Below are 18,701 nucleotides of genomic sequence, written 5' to 3'. Positions count from 1 at the left end.
AAAACCTGGTCAGTGCATCAGGCCTTCCATGAAGCCCGCCACCCGGCTGGCCAGCCGTCGGCGCCAGGGCGGCGTGGCCGGGCTGGCCAGGGTCTGGTCTTCATGGACGAAACTGCGAATGATCGCGTTGTAGCCCAGCCAGCGGCACGGCTCCGGCTCCCAGGCGCGCAAGGCGTCGAGGCCGCCCTCGGAGATCACCCACGGCTGGCGCGTCAATTCGTTGTTGCTCTGGAGAATCAATGCGGCCAGGGTCCGCCCGCCGAGGTTGCTGGCGCCCACGCCTTCGCCGCCGTAGCCGCCGGACAAGGCGATGCCGCGCTGGCGGTCGCAGAGCATGTGCGGCCGGAAGTGCCGGGACATGCCCAGGTTGCCGCCCCATGAGTGGGTGATCCGCACATTTTTCAGCTGCGGGAAAAGCTCGCTGAGCAGGTAGCGCCGCAGCTCGACTTCACTGCGGGTCAGGTCGAAGTCGTGACGCAGCTTGCCGGCGAACTGGTAACCGCCGCGGGCGCCGAACACCAGGCGGTTATCCGCGGTGCGCTGGCCGTAGGTCACCTGGCGACTGCTTTCGCTGAACGCCTGGCCCTGGTTCAGGCCGATCTCATCCCAGGTCGCGGCCGACAAGGGCTCGGTGGCCACCAGCAGGCTTTGCACCGGCAACTGGTAACGGCCCAGGGGCGGCAAGGTCACCGAATAGCCCTCCACCGCCGGCACTATCCAGCGGCAACGCACGCTGGCCTTGGCGGTTTGCAGGCTGCCGGCCTGCCAGTGGCTGACCGGGCTGTTTTCGTAGATCGGCACGCCCAGGCGCTCCACGGCCCGGGCCAGGCCGCGCACCAGCTTGGCCGGCTGGATGGTCGCGCAATGGGGCGCGTAGATGCCGCCGTAGGCCTTGGCCACGCGGATCTGCCGGGCCAGTTGCTCGGGGCTCAGCCAGCGGTAGTCGCGCTCGTCGAGGCCCTGGCGGTAGAGCTTGTCCAGGTAGCGGCGCTGAGTGATTTCCTGCTCGGGGTAACGCGCCGCGCAGTACAGCACCCCGCCCTTGCGGTAGTCGCAGTCGATGCCTTCGCGTTCAAGGACGATGGCCACTTCATCGGGAATGCCGTGTAGCAGGTCGAAGGAGGCGCGGCGCTGTTCGGGGCTCAGCCCGGCCAGCAACCGGTCCTCCCCCAAAAGGTTGCCCATCAGCCAACCGCCGTTGCGCCCGGAGGCGCCGAAGCCGGCGGTCTGCGCCTCGACGATGGCGATGTTCAGGGTCGGCGCCAGGCGCTTGAGGTAATAGGCGGTCCACAGCCCGGTATAACCGGCGCCGATGATCGCCACGTCGACATCCAGGTCCTGCTCCAGCGACGGCCGGGCCAGCAGCGGCTCGTCGAGCTGATCCATCCACAAACTGATATTGCGCCACGCAGGCATACACGCACTCCGCCATCCGAACTTCGATGGCGTCGATCCTAGTGCCTGGGCTCAGGGGTTGTCTTGCGCGCGTGCACGCAAAGAAATTTGCTTGGCGTAGGCCTTGGGCGACAGGCCGGTGTGCTGGCGGAAACAGCTGTAGAACGCCGACAGCGAGTTGAAGCCAGCTGCGAACGCCAGCTCGTCGATGCGCACCGGCGGCGTCGCCTGGTCCAGGGCCGCCAGCAGATGCTGCAGGCGCGCCTGGTTCACATAGCGGTAGAAGCTCTGCCCCAGCACTTGGTTGAGCAGGTAGGAGATCTGGTTGCGGCTGTAGCCGCACTCCTTCGCCACCCGCTGCAGGTCCAGCTCGGGGTCGAGGTACGGCTGCTGGCGCTCGAAGTACTGCTGCAGGTCCTCGGCCATGAAACTCAGCTGGCGCGGCGACAGCCCCAGGCGGCTGACCGCCGGCCGCGCACTGCCTTGGGCCTTGCCCGGCGCGGCCTCGCGCACCAGCGAGGCGTATTCGTTGACGCGCCAGATCAGGCCGTCGCGCACGGTGATCGCCTCGCTGGCGCGAAACGACACCAGGCCCTGCCCGCCGCGCAGGGTCACCTGGTATTGAATGAACGCGGTGTTGCCGTCCAGGCGGATGCGGTCGCTGTGCTCCAGGGCCTCGTCGGGCGCGCGCGGCATGCTGTTGCGCACGTATTCGCGCAGCTCGTCCAGGCCCAGGGTGCGGTTCTGGAAAAAGTCGTTGTACTGGATTTGCGGGTGATACAGCGCCATGACGCCATCGAGGTCGCGGTGCTTCCAGCACAGGTGATAGCGCAGCACCGTCTCGCCGGTGGCCTGGGTTTGCGCCGGGCCATCATCAAGGGAAGACATAGGGGCAGATATAACGGTTCAGGGGACAGAAAGGCGCAGCTTGCCGAAGTTCGTCCAACGCTTCAATGGCCAATGCATGGCCCCTGGATACTGGCGTTTGCCTAAACCGCGGGCGGAAATGACCTGCATCAAAAAAGTGCCAGACAATCGCCAAACGGCCTGAAAAAAACCGTTGAATGTCATATCCCGGTGCTATTTTTAAAAGCTCCACAGGTTGGTCCAGTGACGGCCCTTCCGTACCTACCGCGAGCACAAGGAAGCGCTCATTGATCAAGGTGGGCAATCCATGAATAGAGTCTCCGCCAGCAAAGTCACCTTTCCCAACGCCTGCCAGCTGATGCGCTGGCATTTTCACCCCATGGGCTTCGAGGCCAGCATGGATGCACCCGGCAGCATGATCGCCCGGCTCTTCGATCGTGCCAGCGGCGAGACCATGATCGCCATTGCCGGCATCCCCTGCGCCACCGTGATGAACGCCACCGATGTCGAGCGAATAATCGAGGCGGTGGAAGACGAGCTGGAGGCTTTCATGCCGCCACTCGCGCTGAAAGCCTAGGGTCGCTCTGAAAGCGTAGAGTCGCTCTGCTCCTGGCCCCAGGCCACTCCAGACTGTTTTCAAGCCCGCCATCGCGCGGGCTTTTTCAGGCCCGCAGGTCGGCGAAGAACGGCTTGCCCTGGGGAACCCGGTCCGACGCCTTGGGTGCATTGGCCGCCTGGGTGTCCGGGCGGTCCACATACCAGTAGCAATGTTTCACCGCCCGGGTGATGCCGACATAGGCCAGGCGCAAGGTCTCGTCCTTCTGCGCATTGTCGTAGGGCTCGCTGTCGCCATCCTTGCCCAGCCCGGCCATGCGATAGACCTGGTTCTTGTAGGGCGAACTGGTCAGGTGCTGGCAATCGCCCAGCAGGAACACCGCATCCGCCTGCAAGCCCTTGGAGCTGTGATAGGTCAGTTGCTTGAGGCGTCGGTCCTCGGCCGGCAATCTAGAATCAACATTAACTATTGGAAAAATATGCTCTTCAATCAATGATTTATCGCTGCTTTTTCGAAACAACATCAAGATTGAATCGCCATTGCAATAGTGCTCCGCCAGCCGTGCTGCAAGCCCCTGGTCGTCGCGGTCCAGCACATTCACCGGCAACACTTCCTTGGGGTCGCCGCTGGCCTTGGCCTTCTTCCCGGCAATCGCCGGCGCGGCGCGGACGATATGTTCCGCGGCGTCGATGATGTGCTGGTGGCTGCGATAATTCTCGCTGAGCATCACTCGGGTGGTGGCCGGCGACGGGAATTCCTTGTTGAACTCCATGAAGAATTTCGGCGAACTGCCACGCCAGCCGTAGATCGACTGCCAGTCGTCCCCTACGCAGAGCAACGACGAGCGCTGTGCCCCGCGGCCGACATGCATTGCCGGCCCGCGACTGCGGATTTCACGCAGGCTGGCGCGAATCCACGAGACGATCTGCGGCGAGACATCCTGGAATTCGTCGATCATCAGGTGCGACATCGGCCGCAAGCGCTCATCGCTGAGCAGCTTGAAGTTCTCCGGGGTGTTCTCGCCGAACAGCGCGAACATGCGGTTGTAGCTCATGATCGGCGGCGACTGGTCGAGCAGATGATCATCCAGCGCCCGCCAGAACAGGCTCAGGGCCTCGAAGAAGTAGCGATCCGGGTCGTCCCGGGCAAACACCATCTGGCCCACGGCCACCGAGACGTCCAGCCCGAGGTTCTCGATAAACCCGGCCGCGGCGACAAAACAGTCCAGCAACGGCGCCGAAGCCAGCTCGCCCTTGACCTTGTAGTCGAAGCCCGGCCCGGCACTGGCATCCCCGGCCAGGGACGACAGGACGCGCTTTGCCGAATCGTAACTATCCAGCCAAATCATTGGCTTACGGCAGAAAGCTTGAAACAGGGTGCGCTTTACCGCCCACTCCGCGCGCACCGAAAGCTTCGATCCGGGGCGACTCAACTGCGGGTTTTCCCGAGGGTCGAACCCCAGCACCACCCAGGCATCCAGCTCGGCGACGTAACCATGGCAATGGAACTGCGAGCCGTTGATCTCGACCGTCTGCCGGTTCGGCTCGATGCCCTTGATCGGCCAGGCTCCGGCACGAAACCACAGGTCTTCCAGGGTGTCGCACAGCTCTTCGTCGCGCTTGGCCGCCAGTTCGGTCACGGCCATGCGTTTTTGCACGTCCGGATGATCGCGCTCCAGCTCCTTGAGTTGCAGGGCATGGCGCAGCAACGGCTTGATCGCCTCGCGAAAACGCCCGTCACACCGGTGCAGGGCGTGGTAACAGGCATTCAGGTGCTTGCGCTGGGCGTCGTTGATCCGCAGGTCGAAGGGATTGCTGTCGACCTCCAGATCCCCCGCCACCGGGCGATCGCTGAGGTTCTCGAACGCCTGCAGGCGCTCGAAACCCGGCAGGCTGCGGACCATCGGCAGGATGCGCGAGTGGAAGGTGCGTACCAGTTCCCGTGCCTCCTTGAGACCCAGGGGCCGGCCCCAGAGCGCGAACACCTCCAGCAGCTTGTTGATGAAGTCCTTGCGCGACTCGCGGGTGAAGGTCACCACGGTCATCGAGTCGAGCTCGAAGCCCAGGTAATGGTTGAGCAGCAGGATGCGCAGGACCAGGGAGGTCGACTTGCCCGCGCCAGCGCCGGCAATCACCGAGGTGGATGGGGTTTCGCTGAAGATCATCTTCCATTGCGCGCTGCTGGGCTGGGCATGGGCCGGCAGCAGGCGGCCAACATCGGCCTTGATGCGCTTCTTCAGTTCGGCGCTCAGCGGCAGGCGCCAGTCGTCGAACAGATAATCGTCTACCCCGGGCGCCGGATGCTCGGTGGAGCGGCTGTCGCGAATCAGCAGGACCTGACGGCCCTGCTCCAGTCCCTCGGCCTTGCCCTCCTGGTAACCGTATTCCACCCCAGCGGTATGCCCGCTGCGAAAGCCGTCCGCCTGGCCATGCAACCAGGACGCACGATGCTGGGCGCGCAAGCGACTGAGGCCATGACCGAAGAACCTGGCCGCCAAGCGCTTGAGCAGCGGCATTTCGGCCAGGGGCAAGAGTTCGGGAGGAAGATCGGGGGTGTGTTGCGGCACGCTGACTCCAGGGTGTGAGGCTGTGTGGGACGGTATGGTCGCTTCATTCGTCGATGACTTCTAGTGAAATGCTTACAGGTCATCCACTTAAGCCCCGAACTGAATGTTTGGAAGTAGAAGAAGGACCACAAAATATATCTATTTATTAGATCTGATAACGGCAGTTTTTGCGCTTTTTATCGATACTTTGCTAATGGATGATGAGCGCCATCAACCCACTGGTCTCGTTTTGCGGCTCAACCAAGGCGCCCCATGACGAACCCTGACAGGAGACGATCATGCTTGAACTCAGACCCTTCAAATCCCTGGGCGGCGCCCATCATGGCTGGTTGGATGCCCACCATCACTTTTCGTTCGCCGAGTACTACGACCCCAAACGCATGAACTGGGGCAACCTGCGCGTGTGGAACGACGACGTGATCGCTCCCGGCAGCGGTTTTCCGCAGCACCCGCACCGGGACATGGAAATCATCACCTACGTCCGTGAAGGTGCTATCACCCACCAGGACAACCTGGGCAACCGGGGCCGCACCGAGGCTGGCGACGTGCAGGTGATGAGCGCCGGTACCGGGATTGCCCACAGCGAATACAACCTGGAAGCCGGCGAAACCAGGATCTTCCAGATCTGGATTATCCCCAACGAGGCCGGCTCCGCGCCGTCCTGGGGTGCCAAGCCGTTCCCCAAAGGCCAGCGCGAAGGTTTCGTGACCCTGGCCAGCGGCAAGCAAGGCGATGACCAGAGCCTGCGGATTCGTGCCGACGCGCGCCTGGTAGCCGCCAACCTGAAGGCCGGCGAGTCCGCCGAATACCCGCTGGACAAAGGGCGCCGGGCCTACCTGGTGCCCGCGACCGGGGTGATTGAAGTCAATGGCTTGCGCGCCGAAGCTCGAGACGGTGTCGCGGTGGAGGATGAACGCCTGCTGCGAGTCACCGCCCTCGAGGACAGCGAAATCGTCCTGGTGGACCTGGCTTGAGACAGCGAAGCAATGCTCCGTCTCTGTAGGAGCGAAGCTTGCTCGCGATGGGCTGCAAAGCAGCCCTGAAGCTGATTCCGTTCCAACTGAAGCTAGCTGTCGCTCAAACGGCAGCCATCGCGGGCAAACCTCGCTCCTACAAGACACAGCCGCAATAAAAAGGGGCGACCTTCTGGTCGCCCCTTTTTCGTCTGCCGCGAAACGCCGCTGGATCAGCCGCTGATCGCGCCGTCCACCAGGGTCTGCGCTTCCTGCACCAATTGCTTCAGGTGATCGTCGCCGATAAAACTCTCGGCGTAGATCTTGTAGATGTCTTCGGTGCCCGATGGACGCGCGGCGAACCAGCCGTTCTCGGTCATGACCTTGAGGCCGCCGATCGCCTGGTCGTTGCCCGGCGCGTGGCTGAGGATCTTCTGGATGCTATCGCCGGCCAACTGGGTCGAGGTCACCTGCTCCGGCGACAGCTTGCCTAGCAGCGCCTTCTGCTGCGGGTTGGCCTTGGCATCGACGCGCACCGAGAACGGCTCGCCCAACTCGTCGCACAAGGCACGGTAGGCCTGGCTCGGGTCGCGGCCGGTGCGGGCGGTCATTTCCGCGGCCAGCAAGGCCGGGATCAGGCCGTCCTTGTCGGTGCTCCAGACGCCGCCGTCCTTGCGCAGGAACGATGCGCCGGCGCTCTCTTCACCGCCAAAGCCGAGGGAGCCGTCGAACAGGCCGTCGGCGAACCATTTGAAGCCCACTGGCACTTCGTACAGGCGACGGCCCAGGCGCGCCGCCACACGGTCGATCAGGCCGCTGCTGACCACGGTCTTGCCCACGGCCGCGTCGGCGCGCCAGTGCGGGCGGTTCTGGAACAGATAGTCGATGGCCACCGCCAGGTAATTGTTCGGCGCCAGCAGGCCGCCAGTCGGGGTCACGATACCGTGACGGTCGTGGTCCGGGTCGCAGCCGAAGGCTACGTCGAAACGACTCTTCAGGCCGATCAGGCCTTGCATTGCATAGCTGGACGACGGGTCCATGCGGATCTGGCCATCCCAGTCGACGGACATGAAACGGAAAGTCGCATCGACTTCCTTGTTGACCACTTCCAGGTCCAGGCGATAGTGCTCGGCAATCGCCGACCAGTAGCGCACCCCTGCTCCGCCCAGCGGATCGACGCCCAGGCGCAGCTTGGCATTGCGGATGGCGTCCAGGTCGATGACGTTGATCAGGTCGGCGACATAGCTGTTGACGTAGTCGTGACGATGGGTGGTGTCGGCCTTCAGGGCCTGCTCGTAGCTGATGCGCTTCACACCGGCCAGCTTGTTGGCCAGCAGCTCGTTGGCCTTGGCTTCGATCCACTTGGTGATGTGGGTGTCAGCCGGGCCGCCGTTGGTGGGGTTGTACTTGTAGCCACCGCTTTGTGGCGGGTTGTGCGACGGGGTGATCACGATGCCGTCGGCCAGGCCGCTGGTGCGACCACGGTTGTAGCAGAGAATCGCATGGGACACCGCCGGCGTCGGGGTGTACTCGTCACCCGCGGCGATCATCACGGTCACGCCGTTGGCGGCCAGCACTTCCAGGGCGCTGGCACCGGCCGGGGTGGACAGGGCGTGAGTGTCGATGCCGACAAACAGCGGGCCATCGATACCCTGGGCCTGGCGATACAGGCAGATCGCCTGGCTGATGGCGAGGACATGCCATTCATTGAAACTCAGGTCGAACGAGCTGCCACGATGCCCCGAGGTGCCGAAGGCGACCCGCTGGGTAGAGATGGCGGCATCGGGCTGGCCGGTGTAGTAGGCCGTTACCAGTCGCGGAAGATCGACCAGCAATTCTGTCGGTGCCGGTTTGCCCGCAAAAGGACTGAGTGTCATGCAAAACCTCGGGAAATGGATGGTTCGGTGAGTGCTGCGCAGTTTACTGGCAGTTTGACCGCAACGCGAAGGGATCTATCCGTGGAGGCTTGCACAATCGGCAGGGGCAGCAGCCAGCTCGACAGGCCATACTCGGCAACTGCACAGAGGCCACTCAGGATCGAGACGGGAATAAGGAAGGGAGTGACCACGAGGACAGAAACGCCAGAGTGCGCGATGGCGAACCCTGGCGTCAGGATCAGGCCGGTTCGACCTGCAGTGCGACCCGTTCGCGGCAAGGACACTCGTCCATGTAGCGGTGGGCTTCGACGAACTCGTTGAACGGGAAGATCCGGGTCTTCAGCGGCAGCAACACACGATCCGCCGTCAGCTGGTTGATGTCGCGCAAGGCGCGCTGCAAGGCCACCTGGTCCTGGATGATGCCCAGCTCGGGCTTGCCGGTGAAGTTGCCGATGCAGTGCACGAAGAACTGGATGTTCTTCTGGAATGCCGCGCAGGCCGGGAACGGCGTCTGGTTGCCGCCTTGCAGGCCGTACAGCACCAGGCTGCCGCGCGGCGCCAGGACGTCGCCGAGCATCGACATCTGCGGACCGCCCAGGCCATCGAACACCACGTCGACACCACGGTTGTCGGTGTATTTGTTGATCTGCATGAGCAGGTCCTGCTCTTCGGTGACGATGACTTTCTCGGCCCCCAGGGACAGCAGGTACTCACGCTCTTCAGCGGTCTTGGTCGCGGCAATCACCCGCACTCCGAGCGCCTTGCCCAACTGGACAAAGGACGGACCGGCGCAGTGGCTGGCATCGGTGACCAGGGCGAACTGCCCGGGCTTGACCCGCGCCAGATCGACATAGGCAAAGTAGGCCACCAGCAGCGGCGTGTAATGCACCGCGGCTTCCACCGGGCTGAGCACATCGGGATAGCGGGTCAACGCCGAGCGTGGCAGGACAATCAGCTCGCCATAGACCGGATAATCGTTCGGGCTTTCGGCCGGGAAGCTGGCAACCTTGTCGCCAATGGCCAGGTCGTCGACACCTTCGCCGACCGCAGTCACCACGCCGGCCATCTCATGGCCAAGGCCGGAAGGCAGGCGGGCATGGGAAGACGCCAGGTTCTGGCGCCAAAGGACGTCGTACCAACTGATGCCGATCGCTTCGACACGCACCTGCACTTCGCCTGGCGCAGGCAGAGCGGCCGCATGCTCTTCGCACTTGAGCACCTCGGCCGGACCAAACTTGTGAAAACGGATCGTGCGGGACATCGCAAACCTCGTCAAAGTAACCTCTAATGCCCTGAACTCTATCTGGGCTTTCCGGCCAAGACCATCAGTGACTATTAATAGTCGACATGCCTGTCATTGATTCCGCAGCACCTGCAACAACGGGGAAACAGCGTGCCGGAGCGAAGGGTTCCTTACAGGAAAAAACAATTAGCCGGTGCAGAGTAGCAGCCTTTCCCCGTAAGATTCATGCCGGCCATTGTTCTCATATGGCCGCTCTCGTCAAGTTTGCTGACTCTGCCAGGACTCAAGATGAATCGTAATGACCTGCGTCGTGTCGACCTGAACCTGTTGATCGTGTTCGAAACATTAATGCATGAACGCAGCGTGACCCGGGCGGCGGAGAAACTCTTCCTCGGCCAGCCGGCCATCAGTGCGGCGCTGTCGCGCCTGCGCAGCCTGTTCGACGATCCGCTGTTCGTGCGCACCGGGCGCAGCATGGAGCCGTCGGCCCGAGCGGTGGAAATCTTCGCCCTGCTCTCGCCCGCCCTCGACTCGATCTCCACCGCGGTCAGCCGCGCCGCCGAATTCGACCCGGCGACCAGCACCGCGGTGTTCCGCATCGGCCTGTCCGACGACGTCGAGTTCGCCCTGCTGCCGATGCTGCTCAAGCGCCTGCGCGCCGAGGCGCCGGGGATCGTGCTGGTGGTGCGCCGCGCCAACTACCTGCTGATGCCGGCCCTGCTGGCCTCCGGCGAGATTTCCATCGGCGTCAGCTACACCCAGGACCTGCCGGCCAACGCCAAGCGCAAGGTGCTGCGCCGCAGCCTGCCCAAGCTGCTGCGGGCCGACAGCATGCCCGGCGCCCTGAGCCTCGACGACTTCTGCGCCCGCCCCCACGCCCTGGTGTCGTTCGCCGGTGACCTCAGCGGTTTTATCGATGAAGAGCTGGAAAAACTCGGGCGCAAGCGTCATGTGGTGCTCGCGGTCCCGCAGTTCAACGGCCTGAGCACCCTGCTCACCGGCACCGACATCGTCGCCACCGTGCCGGACTACACCGCCGAAGCCCTGACCGCCGCCGGCGGCGTGCGCGCCGAAGACCCGCCCCTGCCGGTGCGCACCTTCGAACTGCACATGGCCTGGCGCGGCTCCCAGGACAACGACCCGGGGGAACGCTGGTTGCGCTCGCGGATTCAGATGTTTTTCGGGGACCCGGATAGCTTGTAACCGAATTCCACCGAACTCAAAAAAATACTTTATTAACAAGTGTTTATACTTAAATTCAGTCCAAGACCGGCCGTCCAGCTCCACTGGACTCCAGAACTCATGGGGCCAAGTGCTGGCGCTTGAAGTATCGGCTGCATGGCAAGGAGAACCGTTTCTCGATCGGTGCTTATCCCGACATCGGCCTGAACGAGGCGCACGACATTGCTCCCGGCGCACTCCGCGACGTGACCAACCATATCTCACGGTTGCTCAACGAAGAGCGCACCTTTGAGTATGTGACTAAATCTTGCCTGCCATCGGCAATAAACCGGTCGGCGAGATCAAGCTGGAGCACATCACTACAATCATCAAGGAGCTGCGTCGTCAGCGCATCATGGCCATGGCCCGGCGCGTACGCACCATCATCCGTTCCATCCTGGGCTTTGTCGAAGGTCGAGGCTGGGTGGAACGCAACGTGGTGCTCAGTAGCATCGAGGAACTAAAGATTCGGCACGTCGTGACCAGCAACCCGGCGATCGAAAGACCAGCCGACCTGGGCAAGTTTCTTCTGCGCCTGTTGATCAGGTTGCCGGTCCGCCCTGGTGAACTGGTACAAAAAGCCCTGCCCAAAGCAGCCTGCTCGACGACTTGCTCGATACCGATATCGCGGCGAGGCTGAGTTGAACCCATTGAGTCCGCCGGTTACGTCAGCAGCCCAAGCGTTTGGCCTTAACCAGAAAAGACCCAGTGCCCGTGCGGCTGCCAACTTCAGCGCATGGGTGAAGACGTCAGTGAAAAGCTGGATTACACGTCGGGCGTGTTCACGGTTGAGCAGCATGTGCGTGGGAATGGGCCTGCCGAAAGTGAGAAACGCTGATCCAGGCACCGGTACCGGCGCAGGTGATCAACAAAGGTATCCCGACCACAGACTTGCTGGCTCACGTGATGGTGGCCAAGTTCGCCGGGGCACTATGCAGCGGCAAGCGGGCAACTGCGATCATGAGCTTGATCCAGTCAGTACGGATGAATAGACATGATCCGTAGACATATCTCACTCACCAATCAGTCGGAGGTAGCGCGCCGGTAGCGGTACTTGGCGACCACGGTGCTGACAACCAGATCGGCATCATCAAGCAGCTCAATATTCAAGTCAAAAAAAGCCTTGTTCTCGCTGTCCAGCGTGGTTTTAAGTGCCTGTACCTGGTCGGCATCGAAGCGTGTGCGTGCCCGTATGCGGCTGGTGGCTGCTTTCAGGAATTTGATGTTCACCTCACAGACCACGGGACTGCAGTTGCCCAGGGTTTGCATGTGCGTCATATAGAGCAGCCCGCCCAGCATCTCCGCCGCCGACCATTGCACTCCCGCGTGCAGAGTACCGAGATGGTTCTGGTTATGCCGGGAGAACGGCACCGAACATTCCAGAACATCGCTCATATGCTCAACGGTCAGCCCGATACTCTCGTACAGCGGCAGCATTTTCCGCAGCATGGCGCTTGCTTGGGATACGTCCAGAAGATCAGACATTGGCACTGCTCCGTTAATCCGGTAGTTGGAAGAATCAGTATCTCCTGACATCCCAGGTCATTATTGACAAATGGCCTCTAACATTTGACATATTGCCTCATATGAAAAACTCCCCCTACCAGGACGTCCTGCTAAGCGGCGGTCTCGGCGGTCTACTGAAGGATTATCTGGATGCCGAAGGCTTGCCGGCGACGGCCTGCCGCACTCGTATTGCAAGTTGGGAAGCCGACGGCCACATCCCCATCACCGAGTGGGTTTCCGCTCTTGCCCTGATCAGCCGTGATTACCCGAAACCTGCCTTGGGCCTTGGCATTGGTCGCTATGCTCAGGCACGCCACTTCGGCATGCTGGGCTATCTCTGTCTGTCTTCCGACAACCTTGGTGAGGTCTTCGAGCGCCTCAGCCGCTTTTATGCGCTGGCATGGGGTGGCATTGTCGTGCCGATCACACGCACGGCAGACACCTTGACCATACGCTGGCTAGTGCCCGAAGGCATGCCCACGCAATCCCGCATGGTCCAGTTGAGCCACGAAACCGGGCTGGTCTGTCTGGTCACTTTGGCGCGCCTGTTGTGCGAGGCTCCAGTCAATCCGATCGCGGTCGAGATGGGGGGGGCGACACCAGATCAACCCAGTTTGTACGAGCAGTTTTTCCACTGCCCTGTGACCTTTGGTGCGCCAGCCGCCTCGCTGAGCTTTTCAAGTCTCTCCTTGGCCCTGCCGATACGCACAAGCAATCACAGTCTGCGGGACTATACGGAGCGGCGAGCGGAGACCCGGCTGGGTGAACTAACGCGCCGTGATGCGATGCTCACCGCATTGCACACCTTGCTCGTCCGGGCGCTGCATGAGGGGCAGCCGACTATCGCCCATGTCGCCAAAGGCATGGGCATGTCGCGAGCAAGCTTGCAGCGACGTCTACAAGAACGCGGGCTTGGCTTCCGTGATTTTCTCGACCAGACCCGACTGGAACTGGCGCGAATGTATCTGGCAGATCCCCGGCTCGCGCTGACGGAAATCACCTGGATGCTGGCCTTCTCGGAGCAGAGTGCGTTCAGCCGGTCTTTCAAGCGCTGGACGGGATGCAGCCCCTTTGCCTATCGGCGCACCATGATCGGTAAGTCATGAGAACGGGGCTTGCTTGTAAGGCAGAAGGATTACGCTTGGGCAGCCAGCTATCTCTCCCCTCCTTCCTCGCGATTATGTGAGCCGCCCCTTTCGTACGTCGCTGGGTCTTTCGCCCGTCCAGCGTTTAAAGGCCCGGGTAAACGCTGCCGGGTCGGTGTATCCCAGAACCTGCGCAATCTGCTGCAGACGCAGCTGTCCTGCGTTGATCAACTCCATCGCCTGACGCCGGCGCGCATCATCCAGCAGACTCTGGAAGTTGCTACCTGACTCGCTGAGCTTACGTTTGAGCGTGCGCTCGGAAACACAGAGCTTGTCTGCCACATCAGCCAAGGACGGATACCCGTCGATGCCTGTCTGCAAGACCGCCCGCACGCGTGGAACGATATCCGGACTGTCCGCCATCGCTCGGGCAGCAGCTTCCTTTTCCACCTGGGCCAAGGCATGCCTGACGGCATGGGGATCGGCCATGATTAAAGGAAGGGACAGAAAGCTCCGGGGGAAGCGGATCTGGATGTGCGCCTGCTTGAATTCCCAAAGCGGCAGGCGCGCCTGATATGCATCAAAATAGGCAGGCCTGGACCAGTCAACATGCACCTTCAAACCCGCGAGCTCCCGCCCGATGAGATAGGCCATGTGTTGGCAGGTAGAGACAAGAAAGGCTTCAAAGAAAACCTGACGCATGGGACCGAAGTCATAGCTCTCGGTAAGGGTAATGACTACTTCCTTATCCCTCACCTCGACGGTCTGTGTGAAATCGTTGAAATGCAGGGAATGGTACTTGTGCAGAACCTGCATAGCCTCGGCCAGAGTGGCGCAGCTCATGACGGCATAACCCAGAAAACCGTGCGAGGTCGGGCGGATCAGCATGCCGTATTCCATGCCGATATCGTTTCTGCCGCTCAATTGAATCAGGCGTCGTGTGATCAGACCCGCTTCCCGCGTCGTGATGCGGGCATCCGGTTGTTGCAGCTCTGAGTGACTTAAACCACACCCCCTCAATAGCTCCTGCTCGGACACGCCCCAGTCAGCACCTATTTGCAGCAAGTGCCGGATATAGGCAACAGAAATAACGAATGAATTACTTATTTTTCTTGATTTTTTCATGCCCTTTATCTCGACGAGCTTGGCCTGATTTGTCAAGAACTATGGCATAACCATCACTGACTGAAATCTGAAAAATGGCCACATAGTCACTCCGCCAATTGAGTGGAGTGGTTTGAATGATTTCTCGTACCCTGTTTAGCTCCGAGCACGAAGAATATCGCCGTCAGGTCAAGCGTTTTCTGGCCGATGAGATCATGCCCCATCATGAGCGCTGGGAAGATCAGCAGCATGTGGATCGCAGCATCTGGAATCGCGCTGGTGAGCTGGGGCATCTGTGCCAGACCATGCCCGAGGAATATGGCGGCATCGGCGCAGACCGCCTGTTCAGCGTGGTGCAGCTCGAAGAAACCACCAAGGCCGGTGCCACTGGCCTAGGCTTCGGCCTGCACAGCGACATCGTCGCCAATTACATCAATAACTTCGGCTCCCACGAGCAGAAGCTCAAGTACCTGCCACCCATGGCTACAGGGGCGCTGGTGGGTGCTATTGCCATGACCGAGCCCGGCACCGGCTCCGACCTGCAGGCCATCAAGGCCACGGCGATGCTGGATGGCGATCACTATGTGTTGAACGGTTCCAAGACCTTCATCACCAATGGCTATCTGTCGGATCTGATAATTGTGGCGTGCAAGACCGGCGTCGCCGGCGGTACGGCGGAAAATATCTCCCTGCTGCTGGTCGAGGCGAACAGCCCGGGTTTTACCAAGGGCAAGCCGCTGAAAAAAGTCGGCATGAAGGCCCAGGATACCTGTGAGCTGTTCTTCGACGATGTGCGTGTACCCAAGGCAAACCTGTTGGGCACAGAGGGTGAAGGCTTCTTCATGCTGATGAAGGAGTTGGCCTGGGAACGCATGATTATCGCGATTTTCTCGGTGGCTGCTGGCGAGGCCGCGTTTGAAGAGACTCTCAAGTACACCCGCGATCGCAAGGCTTTCGGCAAGCCCGTGGCCAGCTACCAAAACACTCGCTTCAAGCTGGCCGAAATGAAGGCAGAGCTGGCGATTGCCCGCATCTATGTCGACCGCTGCCTGGAACTGGTGCTCAAAGGCGAGCTCGGCATCGACGATGCCGCCATTGCCAAATACTGGTGTTCCGACCTGGCCTGCAAGGTCATCGACGAGTGCGTGCAGCTGCACGGCGGCTACGGCTACATGCTGGAGTACCCGGTGGCGCGTGCCTATGTCGACATGCGCGCCTCCCGCATCTACGGCGGCACCAACGAAATCATGAAAGAAATCATCGCTCGCACCCTGTAACGCTGCTTGCAACCTCCAATGTCAAGAGATTTTATCATGTCAAAAGAATTACGTTTTGATGGCAAGGTGGTCATTGTGACCGGTGCTGGCGGTGGGCTGGGGCGTCAATACGCGCTCATGTTCGGCTCTCGTGGCGCTCGCGTGGTGGTTAACGATCTGGGCGGCGGCGCCCATGGCGGTGGCCAGTCTTCTGCGGCGGCTGACAAGGTAGTCGAAGAAATCAAGGCCATCGGTGGCGAAGCCGTGGCCAACTACGATTCGGTGGAAAACGGCGCCAGCATCGTGCAGACGGCCGTAAATAATTTCGGCAGGGTTGATATCGTTATCAACAATGCCGGCATCCTGCGCGACTCCAGCTTCCTGAAGATGAGCATGGACGACTGGGACCTGATTTATCGCGTCCATCTCAAGGGCAGCATGAGCGTCACCCATGCTGCCTGGGCCATCATGCGCGAGCAAGGCTATGGCCGCATCATCATGACCACCTCGGCCGCCGGCATTTACGGCAACTTCGGCCAGGCCAATTATTCGGCCGCCAAGCTCGGCCTGCTTGGCCTGGCCAAGACCCTGGCGGTGGAAGGCGGCAGCAAGAACATTCACGTCAATACCATTGCTCCGATCGCGGCCTCGCGCCTGACGGAAACCGTGTTGCCGCCGGAAATTCTCGAAGGCCTCAAGCCGGAATATGTCAGCCCGCTAGTGGGCTGGCTCTGCCATGAAACCTGTGAGGAGAATGGCGGCCTGTTCGAAGTCGGTGCCGGTATCATCAACAAGTTGCGCTGGCAGCGCACCAAGGGCGTGGGCTTTCGCCTTTCCAGCCCCATCGACATCGAAGACGTGGCCGCCAAGTGGGATCAGGTGGGAGACTTCGCCGACGCGGATTTCCCGACCACTGTCGCTGACTCCATGGTGGCGGCCATGGACAACATCAACAATCCAAAGCTCGGTGGCAACCAGTTCCTGGACCTCGACAAGGCCAAGGCTTCCAAGCCGGTGGTGATCGAAAACGCCTATGACGAGCGCGACCTTTCACTCTATGCGCTTGGCGTTGGCGTTGGCGCCAACCCGCTGGATGCCAAGGGTCTGCAGTATCTGTACGAACGCGGCGACACTTTTTACGCTCTGCCCACCTATGGCGTGATTCCGCCCCTCAACGGTTTCATGCAGATGATGATGGAAGGCAAGGAACTGCCAGGCATGGGCAATGTGCTGGATCGTGTGCTCCATGGCGAACAGTACACCGAGATCAAGCGCCCGCTGCCGCCCCACGCCAAGCTGCGTCACGAAGCCAAACTGCGCACTGCCTATGACAAGGGCAAGGACGCAATCGGCATCATCGATGTGCACAGCTTCGACGAAACCGGCGAGGAACTTGCCTATAACGAAATCACCTTCTTCCTGCGCGGTTGCGGTGGTTGGGGCGGTGATCGCGGCCCCAGCGCCGACATCAACGTGCCGCCGCCTCGTGAGCCTGACGCTATCGTCGAGGAAAAAATCGGTGACAACCAGAGCCTGATCTATCGCCTTTCCGGCGACTGGAATCCCCTGCACATCGATCCCGAGTTCGCCAAGAACTTTGGTTTCGATCGGCCCATCCTGCATGGCCTGTGCACTTATGGCTATGTCGGCCGCCATGTCGTGCAAAGCTTCCTCGGCAACGACCCGCGTCGTTTCAAGAGCATCAAGGTGCGTTTCGCCAAGAGCGTGTACCCGGGTGAAACCCTGGTCACCCGTATGTGGAAGGAAAGCGAAACCCACATCCTGCTCGAAACCCGCGTCAAGGAACGCGACGAGATCGTAATCAAGAATGCCGCGGTCGAACTGTATGAGCAGATTCCGCTCGCCAAGGCCAAGGCCGAGCCTGTTGCCGCAGGTGTGGCTGCCGTAGCGGCTCCACCGTCCACTGGTCCTACCGGCGCCGACATCCTCAACGCCATCGGTGCCTACCTGGCTGCCAATCCGGCCGAAGTGCAAGCGGCCAATACGGTGTTCCAGTTCAATCTGAAAAATCCGGACGCTTCCTGGACCGTCGACGCCAAGGTCGGCAAGGTAATCCAGGGCGCCGCTGACAAACCTGATGTCACGCTGACGGCCGATGAAGATCAGTTTATCGGCATGTGCGTGGGAGGTGAGGATGCACAGAAGCTGTTTTTCGCCGGCAAGCTGAAGATCGCCGGCAATATGATGGCGGCCTCCAAGCTCGAGTTCCTCAAGAAGATGGACCCCAAGCTGGTCGAAGCCGAAGTCGCCAAGCGCCTCGCGAATACGCCTGCTGCCGCCCCAGCGACCGAGCAGCTTGCCGCACAGCCGACCGGCCCCACCAGCGTCGACATCCTCAACGCCGTCGGCGTCTATCTGGCCGCCAACCCGGCGGAAGTAACAGCTGCCAACACGGTGTTCCAGTTCAACCTGAAAGACCCCGACACCTCCTGGATCGTCGACGCCAAGGTCGGCACCGTGGCACCGGGTACCGCCGATAAGCCCGATGTGACCCTGACCACGGCTGACGAGCAATTCGTGGGGATGTGCGTGGGTGGTGAGGATGCGCAGAAGCTGTTCTTCGCCGGCAAGCTGAAGATCGCCGGCAATATGATGGCGGCCTCCAAGCTCGAATTCCTCAAAAGGATGGACCCCAAGCTGGTCGAAGCTGAAGTGGCCAAGCGCCTCGCCGGCGGTGCCAGTGCGCCGAACGCAGCCACCGTTCCTGCCGCTGCGGCGAAAGTCGATCGGGCCGAGGTTGTGTTCCAAAAGCTCAGCGAGCTACTTGCCAAGTCTCCGGAGCTGGTCAAGGTCGCCGAGGGGCATGTGCTCGCCTTCCAGGTAGCCGAACCCGACAGCGCCTGGACCCTGGACTACTCAAACGCCAACCCGGTGCTCAAAGCCGGCACCGCCGAGGCAGGCACTACGCTGCTGTTCGCCGATGAAGACCTGGAGACGCTGATCAAGGGCACGGACTCACTGCAGTCGCTGTTCCAGCACGGCCGGGTAAGGGTCCACGGCGACCTGGGCCTGATCAAAACGCTGGAAGCTTTCCTCAAGCTGGCCTGAAGC

General features: G+C 61.3%; 14 protein-coding genes and 3 pseudogenes. 9 read left to right on the top strand and 8 right to left on the bottom strand.

The features are described 5' to 3' along the window. Positions 1–9: 9 nt before the first annotated feature. The 3 genes from AC07VU_RS29970 to AC07VU_RS29960 are packed head-to-tail and all read right to left on the bottom strand — an operon-like array spanning position 10 to position 2,557. Positions 10–1,416, bottom strand: coding sequence for an NAD(P)/FAD-dependent oxidoreductase (locus tag AC07VU_RS29970; protein WP_457276504.1), 1,407 nt, complete (start codon positions 1,414–1,416; stop codon positions 10–12). Positions 1,417–1,467: 51 nt separating this feature from the next. Next, positions 1,468–2,283 (bottom strand): helix-turn-helix domain-containing protein, encoded by an 816-nt coding sequence (locus tag AC07VU_RS29965; RefSeq protein ID WP_101338140.1) that lies wholly within the window; start codon positions 2,281–2,283, stop codon positions 1,468–1,470. Further along, positions 2,270–2,557 (bottom strand): hypothetical protein, encoded by a 288-nt coding sequence (locus tag AC07VU_RS29960; RefSeq protein WP_495030991.1) that lies wholly within the window; start codon positions 2,555–2,557, stop codon positions 2,270–2,272. The genes AC07VU_RS29965 and AC07VU_RS29960 overlap by 14 nt, the downstream gene beginning before the upstream one ends. Positions 2,558–2,569: 12 nt before the next feature. Between AC07VU_RS29960 and AC07VU_RS29955 the strand changes: the two genes are divergently transcribed. Next, positions 2,570–2,839 (top strand): DUF1652 domain-containing protein, encoded by a 270-nt coding sequence (locus AC07VU_RS29955; RefSeq protein ID WP_007924808.1) that lies wholly within the window; start codon positions 2,570–2,572, stop codon positions 2,837–2,839. A gap of 85 nt (positions 2,840–2,924) precedes the next feature. Here the strand turns inward: AC07VU_RS29955 and AC07VU_RS29950 are convergent, their stop codons facing one another. Beyond that, complete coding sequence (locus tag AC07VU_RS29950) at positions 2,925–5,384, bottom strand: UvrD-helicase domain-containing protein (protein WP_495030990.1); 2,460 nt, start codon at positions 5,382–5,384, stop codon at positions 2,925–2,927. A gap of 278 nt (positions 5,385–5,662) precedes the next feature. On the opposite strand from AC07VU_RS29950, the gene AC07VU_RS29945 reads away from it, so the two are divergent. Next, positions 5,663–6,358 (top strand): pirin family protein, encoded by a 696-nt coding sequence (locus AC07VU_RS29945; protein ID WP_457276507.1) that lies wholly within the window; start codon positions 5,663–5,665, stop codon positions 6,356–6,358. A 212-nt stretch (positions 6,359–6,570) separates the two neighbouring features. Here AC07VU_RS29945 and pgm read toward each other — a convergent pair whose 3' ends face one another. Beyond that, positions 6,571–8,214: a phosphoglucomutase (alpha-D-glucose-1,6-bisphosphate-dependent) gene (pgm, locus tag AC07VU_RS29940; RefSeq protein ID WP_495030989.1), complete on the bottom strand. Its 1,644-nt coding sequence runs from the start codon at positions 8,212–8,214 to the stop codon at positions 6,571–6,573. A 238-nt stretch (positions 8,215–8,452) separates the two neighbouring features. Continuing rightward, a complete protein-coding gene (locus AC07VU_RS29935) occupies positions 8,453–9,475 on the bottom strand; it encodes a zinc-dependent alcohol dehydrogenase family protein (RefSeq protein ID WP_009044099.1) in 1,023 nt (340 codons plus the stop codon). Between the two features lie 270 nt (positions 9,476–9,745). Here AC07VU_RS29935 and AC07VU_RS29930 point away from each other — a divergent pair, with 270 nt between their 5' ends. The 3 genes and pseudogenes from AC07VU_RS29930 to AC07VU_RS29920 form a co-directional block, all read left to right on the top strand. Beyond that, entirely contained in the window at positions 9,746–10,660 is a 915-nt protein-coding gene (locus tag AC07VU_RS29930) for a LysR family transcriptional regulator (protein ID WP_007924813.1), read from the top strand. A 104-nt stretch (positions 10,661–10,764) separates the two neighbouring features. After that, positions 10,765–11,255: pseudogene (locus AC07VU_RS29925) on the top strand (phage integrase central domain-containing protein); the annotation flags it as partial. Between the two features lie 2 nt (positions 11,256–11,257). Next, positions 11,258–11,611, top strand: a pseudogene (locus AC07VU_RS29920) (IS66 family transposase zinc-finger binding domain-containing protein); the annotation flags it as partial. A gap of 90 nt (positions 11,612–11,701) precedes the next feature. Here AC07VU_RS29920 and AC07VU_RS29915 read toward each other — a convergent pair. After that, complete coding sequence (locus tag AC07VU_RS29915) at positions 11,702–12,163, bottom strand: YiiD C-terminal domain-containing protein (protein ID WP_277588697.1); 462 nt, start codon at positions 12,161–12,163, stop codon at positions 11,702–11,704. A 101-nt stretch (positions 12,164–12,264) separates the two neighbouring features. Here AC07VU_RS29915 and AC07VU_RS29910 point away from each other — a divergent pair, with 101 nt between their 5' ends. Then, the gene (locus AC07VU_RS29910; RefSeq protein WP_495030988.1) at positions 12,265–13,290 is read left to right on the top strand and encodes an AraC family transcriptional regulator; all 1,026 of its coding nucleotides are present in this window, start codon (positions 12,265–12,267) and stop codon (positions 13,288–13,290) included. Between the two features lie 72 nt (positions 13,291–13,362). Here the strand turns inward: AC07VU_RS29910 and AC07VU_RS29905 are convergent, their stop codons facing one another. Further along, complete coding sequence (locus tag AC07VU_RS29905) at positions 13,363–14,394, bottom strand: AraC family transcriptional regulator (protein ID WP_277588695.1); 1,032 nt, start codon at positions 14,392–14,394, stop codon at positions 13,363–13,365. 116 nt (positions 14,395–14,510) lie between these two features. On the opposite strand from AC07VU_RS29905, the gene AC07VU_RS29900 reads away from it, so the two are divergent. From AC07VU_RS29900 to AC07VU_RS29890, 3 genes and pseudogenes are all read left to right on the top strand, one after another. Further along, the gene (locus AC07VU_RS29900; RefSeq protein WP_495030987.1) at positions 14,511–15,650 is read left to right on the top strand and encodes an acyl-CoA dehydrogenase family protein; all 1,140 of its coding nucleotides are present in this window, start codon (positions 14,511–14,513) and stop codon (positions 15,648–15,650) included. Positions 15,651–15,686: 36 nt separating this feature from the next. Next, positions 15,687–16,580 (top strand): annotated as a pseudogene (locus AC07VU_RS29895) (SDR family oxidoreductase); the annotation flags it as partial. Beyond that, positions 16,557–18,698: an SCP2 sterol-binding domain-containing protein gene (locus tag AC07VU_RS29890; RefSeq protein ID WP_495030996.1), complete on the top strand. Its 2,142-nt coding sequence runs from the start codon at positions 16,557–16,559 to the stop codon at positions 18,696–18,698. The pseudogene AC07VU_RS29895 and the gene AC07VU_RS29890, both read left to right, overlap by 24 nt. Positions 18,699–18,701: the final 3 nt, after the last annotated feature.

The organism is Pseudomonas sp. GW821-FHT02B10, assembly GCF_059421865.1.
Note: the sequence above shows the minus strand (reverse complement) of the source record. Positions and strands in the feature narration are given on the sequence as shown.